Here is a 10555-nt window from a genome sequence, read left to right on the forward strand (position 1 = left end):
AGGTGGTGGGTAGTTCACCGAGAGAGGCCATTGGCAAAAGCTGTCCGCCGGATCGATCCCCAAGCCGATTCGGACAGCTTTGTTTTCTCATCGCCATCAAGGCGGCTCCATCTTCATGATTTCATCCGTGCAACAACGAATGAACATCCGTATACGGCATGTTGTGCGCCGCCGCGACCGCTTCGTACACGATGTGCCCATCGAGCGTGTTGATCCCTTTTAACAGCGCCGGGTTATCCAAGCACGCGGCGCGGTAGCCTTTGTTGGCGATTTGCAAGGCGTATGGGATCGTCACATTCGTCAAGGCAAACGTTGACGTACGCGGCACCGCACCCGGCATGTTGGCGACGGCGTAATGGACGACGCCGTGCTTGACGTATGTCGGATCGTCATGCGTCGTGACGCGGTCGGTCGTTTCGAAAATGCCGCCTTGGTCAATGGCGACGTCGACCAACACCGATCCCGGCGTCATCGAGCGCACCATCTCTTCCGTCACCAGCTTCGGCGCTTTCGCCCCCGGGATCAAGACGGCGCCGACGACCAAATCCGATTCGCGCACGCACTCGGCGATATGGTACGAGTTGGACATGAGCGTCGTCACGTGGTCGCCGAACAAATCATCGAGCTCGCGCAGCCGCTCGGCGTTAATGTCCAAAATCGTCACGTCTGCCCCGAGACCGACCGCGATTTTCGCCGCGTTCGTCCCCGCCGTTCCGCCGCCGATGATCGTCACTTTGCCGCGCCGCACTCCGGGCACGCCGCCAAGCAAAATGCCTTTTCCGCCGTGCGGCTTCTCAAGAAACTGGGCGCCGACTTGCACGGACATGCGGCCGGCGACTTCACTCATCGGCGTCAACAGCGGCAGCGAGCCGTTCGCCAGCTGCACCGTCTCATAGGCGATGCCAACCACCTTTTGTTCGACGAGCGCTTTCGTGAGCGCTTCGGCCGCGGCCAAATGCAAATACGTAAACAAAATAAGCCCAGGACGGAAATAGCGGAACTCCTCAGGCAGCGGTTCTTTCACTTTCAACACCATCTCCGCCGCCCAAGCATCTTCCGCGTTCGGCACGATCACTGCCCCGGCTTTTTCATACTCGGAATCGGAAAACCCCGACCCAGCGCCGGCTTCCGTCTCCACATACACGTCATGCCCCGCTTTGACGAGCGTCATCACGCCGGCCGGGGTAATGGCGACACGGTTTTCATTGTTTTTGATCTCCTTTGGAATGCCGATCTTCATCACATTTTCCTCCTTTTTCCTTCCCGCTTCTCCTTTTATTGTGCCCCGTTTCGCGCAAAAGCAAACGAAAAAGGAGGAGGCGCTGTTCTCAACGGAAAAGATGGCGGTAAATGACGTTTGCTCCGCCGGTGACGTCAATGATGGCACCGGTGATGAAATCCGAGTCGTCCTCGCATAAAAACGCGATCACGCGGGCGATATCTTCGCCTGTGCCCGGGCGCCCGACCGGCGTTTCCGCATCCCTTCTCGCGCGGGCGTCGGCGATCCCCGCTTCTTTCATATCGCCGACAATGTTGCCTGGGCACACCATATTGGCGGTAATTCCATATTCTGCCTCTTCCAAGGCGATCGTTTTCGTCAGCGACACCAATCCGACTTTCGCCGCGCCGAACGCCGAGCGGTGCACCCAGCCCGGGGCGTCCGCCGCTCCTTGAAATCCGTACGTAATGATGCGGCCAAACCGCTGTTTTCGCATAATCGGGATCGTCCGCCTCACTAAATGGAAGACCGAGCTCAAATTGCCTTCAATCATTTCGTACCATTCGTCTTCCGTATAATCGGCCAGCTTTTTCCGCTCGAAAATGTAGGGGCCTGCGTTGTTAATAAGGCAGTCAATGCGGCCGAACCGCTCCATGGCTGCATCCACTAACCGCTCCAAATCCTCTTTTCTCGTCACATCCCCTTTCACAAACTGAAGGCGGTCGGCGGCGCTGCGGTGCTTCTCGGCAAGCGAGCGCACCGCCTGCTCATCGCTCCGGTAGTTCACCGTCACCGAGTAGCCTTGATCAAGCAACAGCTCCGTCACCTTTCTCCCCAATCCTTTCGCTCCGGCCGTGATCAACGCATGCCGCACCCTTCTCCCTCCTCGTCGCGATTTGCTGTCTCATTTTTACTTTACTACAAACAAGGGGGAATACAAAAAAATAACCATAACGCGTAGGCGCTATGGCTATTCGCCGACTTCGCGGCGCGGGTCGTAATACGATTCGTCATCGTCAATGATGCCGCTCTCGTACGATTCGGTAATTTGTTCGGTGATCGTCCTCACTTCTTCCTCCTCGTACTGCCAGTCGTTATGCCGCTTTTCCATCGCCCTTCCTCCTTCTTTCACAAAATCTCAATATATGGCCTAGTTTCTCGTCAAAGGGCGATGGGTATACCATATATAGAGATAGCATTTTTCACCAAAGGGAGGGGAGAACATGACCATGACCTACCAAACGATCGTCGTCGCCGTCGATGGCTCGAAGGAAGCGGAATGGGCGTTCAAAAAAGCGGTTCAAATCGCCAAGCGAAACGGGGCGAAACTCATTTTGACCCACATCATCGACTTGCGCGGCTTTACGACCGTTGAAGCGCACGATTATGCCCTCGCCGAACGTTCGGAACAGTATGCGAACGAATTGCTTGAGCGGTATAAAAACCAAGCCGTCGCCGCTGGACTCGACGATGTGGACACCGCGGTCGAATTCGGCTCGCCGAAAGTGAAAATCGCCAAAGACGTCGCTCCGAAATACAAAGCCGACCTCATCATTTGCGGGGCGACCGGGTTGAACGCGGTCGAGCGGTTTCTGATTGGCAGCGTCTCGGAAAACATCGTCCGCCATGCGAAATGCGATGTGCTTGTGGTCAGGACACCGAAAGAATAGCCTTCCGCGCCCAACGAATGCATCCATTCTCTGTGCCGCCGGCAAATGCCAAAAAAGAACACCCCGCCGTTACGGGGTGTTTAGCTTTTCTTTCGCTTTTTCAAGCGCCGCCCGCACTTCAGCAAAACCGGTGCCGCCGGCGCTGTTGCGGCGGTTGACGGCCGTGCGCGGGTTCAAGGCGTCATAAATGTCTGCGTCAAAGAGCGGCGACGCTTCTTTGTACACGTCAAGCGGCAAGTCGGCCAAAAAGACGCCTTTCTCAATGCAAAGCAGCACGAGCTTGCCGACGACCTCATGCGCCTCGCGGAACGGCATGCCTTTGGCCGCCAAGTAATCGGCAAGCTCGGTCGCGTTGGAAAAGTCTTGTTTCGTCGCCCGCTCCATCACGTCCGTGCGCACGTTCATCGTCTCAATCATACCGGTGAAAATTTTCAGCGACCCAATGACCGTCTTTACTGTATCAAACATGCCTTCTTTATCTTCTTGCATATCTTTATTGTAAGCAAGCGGCAGCCCTTTCATCACCGTGAGGAGCGCCATCAAGTGGCCGTACACGCGGCCGGTTTTGCCGCGGATGAGTTCGGCCATGTCCGGGTTTTTCTTTTGCGGCATGATGCTGCTGCCGGTCGCAAACGCATCATCCAGCTCAATGAACTGGAACTCTTGGCTTGACCAAAGAATCAACTCCTCGGCCAACCGCGACAGGTGCATCATGAGCATCGAACTGTTGCTTAAAAATTCGATGATGAAATCGCGGTCGCTCACCGCATCAAGGCTGTTTTCGTAAAGATCGGCAAAGCCCAAAAGCTCCGCCGTCCGATGCCGGTCGATCGGAAACGTCGTCCCGGCGAGCGCCCCGGCGCCGAGCGGCGAGCGGTTGATGCGCTTTTGCGACTCGGAAAACCGCTCATAATCGCGCTCGAGCATCCAAAAATAAGCCAGCAGATGGTGGGCGAACGAAATCGGCTGCGCCCGCTGCAAATGCGTATATCCAGGCATGATCGTTTCGACATGCTTTTCGGCTTGAGCGACAAGCGCCCGCTGCAGCCCGCGGATGAGGCCGAGAATCTCTTCAACCCGCTTGCGCAAGTATAGATGCATATCGGTCGCCACTTGGTCGTTCCGGCTCCGTCCAGTGTGCAGCTTGCCGCCGACCGGTCCGATGTCGTCGATGAGCATTTTTTCAATGTTTAAATGAATGTCCTCGTAGGCAATGGAAAATTCGAGCTCCCCTTGCTTCGCCTTTTCCAACAGGCGGATGAGCCCGCCTTTGATCTGCTCCACATCGTCTTCAGGCAGGATGCCGCATTCGCCAAGCATCGTCACATGGGCAAGGCTGCCTTCAATGTCTTCTTCAACGAGCTCTTGGTCGAATGGGATCGACGCGCCAAACTCGTCGACCCATTCTTCCGCTGTTTTCGTAAACCGTCCGCCCCAAAGCTTTTTCACGAATCTCGCCGCAGAGGAATGCGACTTCCTCCTTCCTTTCATGAAGTTCCCTTCATTTTCCTTCATTGGCCGGTCGGCACCGACGCCTTGTTTTGCTTGTTCACGATGCTGTTGACTTTCGTCGGCAGGCCGTACAGCGAAATGAATCCGACCGCCGCTTGATGGTCAAATTCATCTTCGGACGTGTATGTTGCCAATTTTTCATCATAGAGCGAGAACGGCGATTTGCGCCCTTCGACGATCGCATGGCCTTTAAACAGCTTCACGCGCACGACGCCGGTGACGTTTTTCTGCGTTTCTTTCAAAAACGCGACCAACGCGTCTTTCAGCGGTGAGAACCAAAGACCGTTGTAAATGACTTCGGCGATTTTTTGTTCGATGATCGGTTTGAAGTGCGCAACTTCCCGCACCAATGTCAAGTCTTCGAGCTCTTTATGCGCTTTGATGAGCGTGATCGCCCCCGGGCATTCGTACACTTCGCGCGACTTGATGCCGACAAGGCGGTTTTCGACGTGGTCGATGCGGCCGACGCCGTGCTTGCCGGCCAACGCGTTCAGCTCCAAAATGAGCTGCGCGAGCGGATACGCCTTCCCGTTTAACGTCACCGGCACACCTTGTTCAAAGCCGATCTCGATGACATCCGGCACATCCGGCGCGTTCTCAAGCGAAGCCGTCAGCTCATACGCCTCTTCCGGCGGCGCCGCCCACGGGTCTTCCAAAATGCCGCACTCGTTGCTTCGTCCCCACAAGTTTTGGTCGATGGAAAACGGGCTGTCAAGGTCAACCGGAATCGGAATGCCGTGCTGTTTCGCGTATTCGATTTCTTCCTCGCGCGACCAGCTCCACTCGCGCACCGGGGCAATCACGTCCAAATCCGGATTGAGCGCTTTGATCGACACTTCAAAGCGCACTTGGTCGTTCCCTTTCCCCGTGCAGCCGTGAGCCACCGCCACCGCGCCTTCGAGCTCGGCGATTTCAACGAGTTTTTTCGCGATGAGCGGACGCGACAGCGCCGAAACGAGCGGATATTTCCCTTCGTACAACGCGTTCGCCTGCAAGGCGATGAGCGCATACTCGTTCGCAAATTCGTCTTTGACGTCGATGACATACGATTTGATCGCCCCGACTTTGAGCGCTTTTTCTTTCACGAAATCGAGGTCTTTCCCTTCCCCAAGGTCCAAGCAGCACGCGATCACATCATATCCGCGCTCCTGGAGCCACTTGATCGCGACTGATGTATCTAAACCGCCAGAGTATGCCAGCACCAATTTCGGATTTGCCATGGTCGTTCTCCTCTCCTGTCACATAAATATACTTAAATATAAATAAATATTCAAATTTAATACATTATCACTTTATCAGCTTTCCCGTGATTTTTCAATACTTATTCAACAAAAAGAATAAAAATTCCTCACCGATATGCGGAAATGTTTCGTATAATAGAAAAAAAGGAGGCGGCAAGAATGAACGGCATCTTCATCGACGACAAACGGCTCGGCATCCGCCTGCCGCATCTGGACAAGCCTTGGGAGGACTACAGCCCAAACGAACAAGAGGCGATTTTACTGGAATGGGAAACGATCCGCGGCTTGATCCCCGACCGCATCGCCGAACTGGAGCGGGAAATCAACAAAAAACAAGACGAACTCGGCCAAGAAGCGGATTTCGCACGCTCGTGCCAGCTCAATGCTGACATCGCCGAACTCGCTTCGATCGTCAACGATTTGTGGATTTGGTATCGCATTGCTCCATCCGTTTCATCGCGACACGGAAAAAAGCGGGTCGAAAAACCATAACACCCCATAACAAATGAGCGCTGATGCCGCTTGTCCCCTTTTTAGACGGCAGACAAACCATGCGGCTGCAACGATTTTGACCAGAAGATCGGGGATTGATGCGGCGGATTCCGCCGTGATGACGAAGGATACGCTGCCGCAAACGAAAGCTTTCTTGGCGATTGAGAGGAGCGCTCAAGCTGGGGAGCTCCTCTTTTTTCATTCTATCCCCTTTCTCCAATGGGTTCCATTTATTATCCTTCAAAAATATATTGAATTTTATTTTTATTTCAATTATTATTGATTTGACTCCTTTTCACACAACGGAGGGATCAGACATGGCCAACCATCTATCACCTGCCTCACTCATTCAATCATTTTCTTGGGATCAGGCATTCGCTCATTACGACTGGGATCCCCGCAGCCGGTTCAACGCCGCCCACGAAGTATGCGACCGGTATGCCGAGGATCCGAACCGCATTGCGCTGTTTTATGAAAACGCTTTAGGAGAGCAAAAAACGATCACCTATCGGCAATTGCGCGATTGGTCGAACCAAATGGCGAACGTGTTCCGCAAGCTGGGCGTGAAAAAAGGGGATCGCGTCTGCGCGCTCATGCCGAAAAACCCGGCCCTTGTCGTCTACATTTTGGCGGCTTGGAAGGTCGGCGCCGTGTATGTGCCGCTCTTTACCGCGTTTGGCCCGCAGGCGATTGAATATCGCATCAACCATTCCGAGGCGAAAGTCCTCTTGACGAACAAGGAACAGCGCGCCAAACTGCCGCCGCGGGACAACATGCCGACATTGGAATACATTTTTGTCATTGACGGACCGTCTCATGATCAAGACCAGCCATTTTGGGAAGCGCTTTCGAAAGAGTCGACTGAGCACTCGATCGAAGAAACGACGGTCGACGATCTGCTCGCGATTCAGTATACGTCCGGCTCGACCGGGATGCCAAAAGGCGCCATGTGGCCGCACAACGTGCTCATCAACATTTATCCGTATATGCGCTATGCGATTGGCCTGCGCGATGACGATGTCTTTTTCGGCGGGGCGGATCCGGGCTGGGCGTACGGGCTCGTCTTTTGCACCTTTGCGCCGATGGCCTTTGGCGTGCCGATCGTCTTTTACGAAGGGCCGTTTAAGCCGGAGACGTGCTATTCCTTGATGGAAAAATACCGGGTGACCAATTTCGCGTACGCCCCGACCGCGTATCGGGCGATGGCGGCGGCCGGCGCGGACGTCATTCGCCGCTATCAACTGAACGTGCGCGCCATGAGCTCAGCGGGCGAACCGCTCAATCCGGAAGTCATCCGCTTTTTCCAAGAGCACGTGGGCGTTACGATCCACGACCATTATGGCTTGTCGGAAACGTTGATGCTGATCGGAAACTTCAACGCCGCCGAGATGGAAATCCGGCCAGGCTCGATGGGATGGCCGCTGCCGGGCTTTGACGTGGCCCTGCTCGATGAGAACGGAACCCCAGTCGCCGACGGCGAAGTCGGACAAATTGCCTTTAACACCGACTCGATCCCGAACGTCTTTAAGGGGTATTGGAAAGACCCTGAAAAAACCGCCGAGCGGCTTGTTGGCCCTTGGTTTTTGACCGGCGATTTGGCGACAAAAGACGAAGACGGGTATTTCTGGTTCCAAGGACGGGCGGACGACATCATCTCGAGCGCCGGCTACCGCATCGGGCCGTTTGAAATCGAAAGCTGCCTCCTTGAGCATCCGGCTGTCGTCGAAGCAGCCGCCGTCGGGAAGCCGGATCCCGTCAAAGGGGAAATCGTCAAAGCGTTTGTCGTGCTCAGAGAAGGCTTTGCGCCGTCGGACGAGCTGGCCGACGAGCTGTCCTTGTTCGTCAAAACGCGCTTATCCAAGCATGAATACCCGCGCGAAGTCGAATTTGTCGCCGAACTGCCGAAAACGCCAAGCGGAAAAATCCAGCGGTTCATCCTGCGCAATCAAGAGCGGGAAAAATGCATCAAGGCTTGATGAATGAAAGAGGATGCCCGCAGCGGGCATCCTCTTTTTCGCTTATGTTCTCTTTTCGTCAACGCGGCGCCCTATCCTTCCGAATCTCCCTCACGACATGCCCAAGCTCCGGCAAAATGAGCTTCGTCATCGCGAGGCGCACAGCGCCGGTGGAGCCGGGAGTGCAAAAGACGGCGGTGTCCATCGCCACGCCGGCGACGGCGCGCGACAGCATGGCGGCCGGGCCGATGTCTTCGGTGTAGCTCAAGAAGCGGAACAGCTCGCCAAAGCCGACGAGTTCTTTCTCAAGCAGCGCACCGACCGTTTCGATCGTCACGTCGCGCTTGGCGATGCCGGTGCCGCCGTTCGTGAGCACGGCATCGACATCGGCGCGGCGGCAACCGTCAAGCACTGCCTCGCGAATGGCGTCCGCTTCGTCTTTGACGATCTCATAGCCGACGACCTCATGCCCGGCTTCCGTGAGCAGCTCGATCATCAGCCGGCCGCTTCGGTCGGTTTCCTCCGTTCTCGTGTCGCTGACGGTGATGACTTTGCAGCGGACGGTTTGGGGGGCTTCTTGTTTATGTTCGGTCGTGCTCATCCGTTTATGATCCCCTTTCGTTTCTTTATCTCTATCGTACACAATGGAAATACGGTTCGCAAACCATTTGTATCATAATAGACAGAATTGTTATAATATTATTAATATATATCACCACGATGATCATAGGACTTTCCGCAACCGGTTTCTCTTGTTTCCAACATCTTTGCACTCGTTTTTCTCTCCCGGCATCAACCAACATCCGACGCCCATGACGCCCAATTGTATGGAACGATCGATACACGAAACGGAAGCAATGATATCGTTTGGACAAAAAACAAGAAAAAAACTTAAGGAGGGAAAACGAATGGACTTGCGCTTGTCAATCCGATTGGACGCCATTTTGAAAGAAGGATGGGAGATGATTCGGAAACACCGCGACGACATTTTATCCGCTTGGCTGGGCAAATGCCGCGAACTGGAGGACAAGCAGCATGCCGCGGCCCAGCCTTTGCGGCTTGCCGTTGACGTGTTCTCTTCGCAATGGCTTGATCCCATGAATGATATCGATGAATGGCTGGCGTCATTTCGCCGCGAGTGGGAAAAGCGAAACGGCGGGCTGTCACCCAACCAGTCCACCGCCATTTTATCGATGATGGAAAACGCGGTTCACGAAGCCATTCAATCGGACGGTATTGTGGAATTTCGCGTTCATCAAGCCATTCAGTACGTTTTTTCGAAGCTTCATGAGTCCGTCAATGCTTCTGGCTGCCCCGAATTCGATTTGGAGCAGTTTCTTTCGCAAATCGTTTCATCCAAGCAGCTGCCGATCGCCTGGATCGCCCAGCTGGCAAGAACAGCGGACGGTGGATTCATCGTCGCCAAATGGCATGGAAGCGCGGCCGATGTGCTCACAGAAGGCGCGATGTATGGAGAGACGATTTTCGCTTTATGTGAACGCATTCTTTCCCGCATGGACGCGGGTGGAATGCGATTGATTCCGCTCCCATGGGGGAGCGATCTTTTGCTCGTTTGCGCAGAAGGGGAAGAACAACTCGTCATCCCGTTTCTTCTTCACGCTCTCGAACAGTCTCATGCCGCCCAGAAGGCCGTCATTCGCACAAAAGAGCAACATCTTTGGAAAGACGCCGTCTTGTTGTTTGACCAATGGATTATGCGGGCCAAATCGCTGAACGAAGCGATCGAGTACATTTCAACCGGATTTGTCGCTTACTTGCCGTTTGAACGATGTGCCCTGTTCGCCTATTCAAGCACTCATGAAAGCGGATTCGGATTGTACGGTTATCAACTGAACAATCATGACATCAAAAGCATTCACGAACACATCGACAGCCTTCCGTTCATTAAGCAATACATCCAGCGGCTGCAGCTGCTCGGCCGCCAGATGACGAACGTGCCGCCCATTTATGTCCGCCATGCCGCGCAAGGATTGCCGATGAAATACGTCAAGCAGTTTCAACTGGAATCGATTGTCATCGCTCCCATTTACGCGCCGTCGGAAAATCGGCTTATCGGCGCCGCCATTTTGGATTGCGGTCCGAAGACGTCCTTTCAATTGTCCAATGATCTTTACACGGCGGTGATGAAATTCGGACAAAGCGCGGGGGAGATTTTGGCCAAATGCAGCGGAGGGCGTTCCGATCTTGTTCAGCCGACGCCGCATTTATCGCCGCGGGAAATCGAAGTGCTGAAGCTCGTCGCCGAAGGGGCGTCAACGTACGAGGCGGCAAAGCGTCTCCATTTGAGCGAATACACGGTGCGCGATTATGTGTCTGCCATTTTGCAAAAAATGAACGCCAAAAACAGGACTGAAGCCATTGTCAAAGCGATTCGCGACGGAATCATTTAACATCTTTCCGAAAGAAGTCTCCCACTTTGAAACGAAGTGAAAGTGGGAGATGAAT

Annotated in this window: 10 protein-coding genes; 4 read left to right on the forward strand and 6 right to left on the reverse strand. The window is 54.4% G+C overall.

Annotation, left to right across the window (positions count from 1 at the left end):
• Positions 1–121: 121 nt before the first annotated feature.
• The 3 genes from ald to I656_RS18780 form a co-directional block, all read right to left on the reverse strand.
• Entirely contained in the window at positions 122–1240 is a 1119-nt protein-coding gene (ald, locus tag I656_RS01920; RefSeq protein WP_033006566.1) for an alanine dehydrogenase, read from the reverse strand.
• Between the two features lie 88 nt (positions 1241–1328).
• Entirely contained in the window at positions 1329–2093 is a 765-nt protein-coding gene (locus I656_RS01915; protein WP_020756511.1) for an SDR family oxidoreductase, read from the reverse strand.
• A gap of 96 nt (positions 2094–2189) precedes the next feature.
• The gene (locus I656_RS18780; RefSeq protein ID WP_015375601.1) at positions 2190–2330 is read right to left on the reverse strand and encodes a hypothetical protein; all 141 of its coding nucleotides are present in this window, start codon (positions 2328–2330) and stop codon (positions 2190–2192) included.
• Positions 2331–2442: 112 nt separating this feature from the next.
• On the opposite strand from I656_RS18780, the gene I656_RS01910 reads away from it, so the two are divergent.
• Positions 2443–2889, forward strand: coding sequence for a universal stress protein (locus I656_RS01910; RefSeq protein WP_020756513.1), 447 nt, complete (start codon positions 2443–2445; stop codon positions 2887–2889).
• Positions 2890–2958: 69 nt separating this feature from the next.
• Here the strand turns inward: I656_RS01910 and argH are convergent, their stop codons facing one another.
• Together argH and I656_RS01900 are read right to left on the reverse strand one after the other, a co-directional pair.
• Positions 2959–4338, reverse strand: coding sequence for an argininosuccinate lyase (gene argH, locus I656_RS01905; RefSeq protein ID WP_033006568.1), 1380 nt, complete (start codon positions 4336–4338; stop codon positions 2959–2961).
• A gap of 62 nt (positions 4339–4400) precedes the next feature.
• A complete protein-coding gene (locus I656_RS01900) occupies positions 4401–5621 on the reverse strand; it encodes an argininosuccinate synthase (RefSeq protein WP_015375604.1) in 1221 nt (406 codons plus the stop codon).
• 180 nt (positions 5622–5801) lie between these two features.
• Here I656_RS01900 and I656_RS01895 point away from each other — a divergent pair, with 180 nt between their 5' ends.
• Both I656_RS01895 and I656_RS01885 read left to right on the forward strand, forming a co-directional pair.
• Positions 5802–6134 carry a hypothetical protein gene (locus I656_RS01895; RefSeq protein WP_015375605.1) on the forward strand — a complete coding sequence of 111 codons (333 nt, stop codon included), beginning with the start codon at positions 5802–5804 and terminating at the stop codon, positions 6132–6134.
• 317 nt (positions 6135–6451) lie between these two features.
• Positions 6452–8110 carry an acyl-CoA synthetase gene (locus I656_RS01885; protein WP_033006570.1) on the forward strand — a complete coding sequence of 553 codons (1659 nt, stop codon included), beginning with the start codon at positions 6452–6454 and terminating at the stop codon, positions 8108–8110.
• A gap of 58 nt (positions 8111–8168) precedes the next feature.
• On the opposite strand, the gene I656_RS01880 is transcribed toward I656_RS01885, so the two are convergent.
• Positions 8169–8690 (reverse strand): molybdenum cofactor biosynthesis protein B, encoded by a 522-nt coding sequence (locus I656_RS01880; protein ID WP_015375608.1) that lies wholly within the window; start codon positions 8688–8690, stop codon positions 8169–8171.
• Between the two features lie 307 nt (positions 8691–8997).
• On the opposite strand from I656_RS01880, the gene I656_RS01875 reads away from it, so the two are divergent.
• Positions 8998–10500, forward strand: coding sequence for a response regulator transcription factor (locus I656_RS01875; RefSeq protein WP_033006571.1), 1503 nt, complete (start codon positions 8998–9000; stop codon positions 10498–10500).
• Positions 10501–10555: the final 55 nt, after the last annotated feature.

This window comes from Geobacillus sp. WSUCF1, assembly GCF_000422025.1.
Classification (GTDB): domain Bacteria; phylum Bacillota; class Bacilli; order Bacillales; family Anoxybacillaceae; genus Geobacillus; species Geobacillus zalihae.

Coding starts and splice junctions, on each gene's coding strand:
- ald (WP_033006566.1), bottom strand. CDS start 1,240: ATGAAGATCGGCATTCCAAAGGAGATCAAAAACAATGAAAACCGTGTC.
- I656_RS18780 (WP_015375601.1), bottom strand. CDS start 2,330: ATGGAAAAGCGGCATAACGACTGGCAGTACGAGGAGGAAGAAGTGAGG.
- I656_RS01910 (WP_020756513.1), top strand. CDS start 2,443: ATGACCATGACCTACCAAACGATCGTCGTCGCCGTCGATGGCTCGAAG.
- I656_RS01900 (WP_015375604.1), bottom strand. CDS start 5,621: ATGGCAAATCCGAAATTGGTGCTGGCATACTCTGGCGGTTTAGATACA.
- I656_RS01895 (WP_015375605.1), top strand. CDS start 5,802: ATGAACGGCATCTTCATCGACGACAAACGGCTCGGCATCCGCCTGCCG.
- I656_RS01885 (WP_033006570.1), top strand. CDS start 6,452: ATGGCCAACCATCTATCACCTGCCTCACTCATTCAATCATTTTCTTGG.
- I656_RS01880 (WP_015375608.1), bottom strand. CDS start 8,690: ATGAGCACGACCGAACATAAACAAGAAGCCCCCCAAACCGTCCGCTGC.
- I656_RS01875 (WP_033006571.1), top strand. CDS start 8,998: ATGGACTTGCGCTTGTCAATCCGATTGGACGCCATTTTGAAAGAAGGA.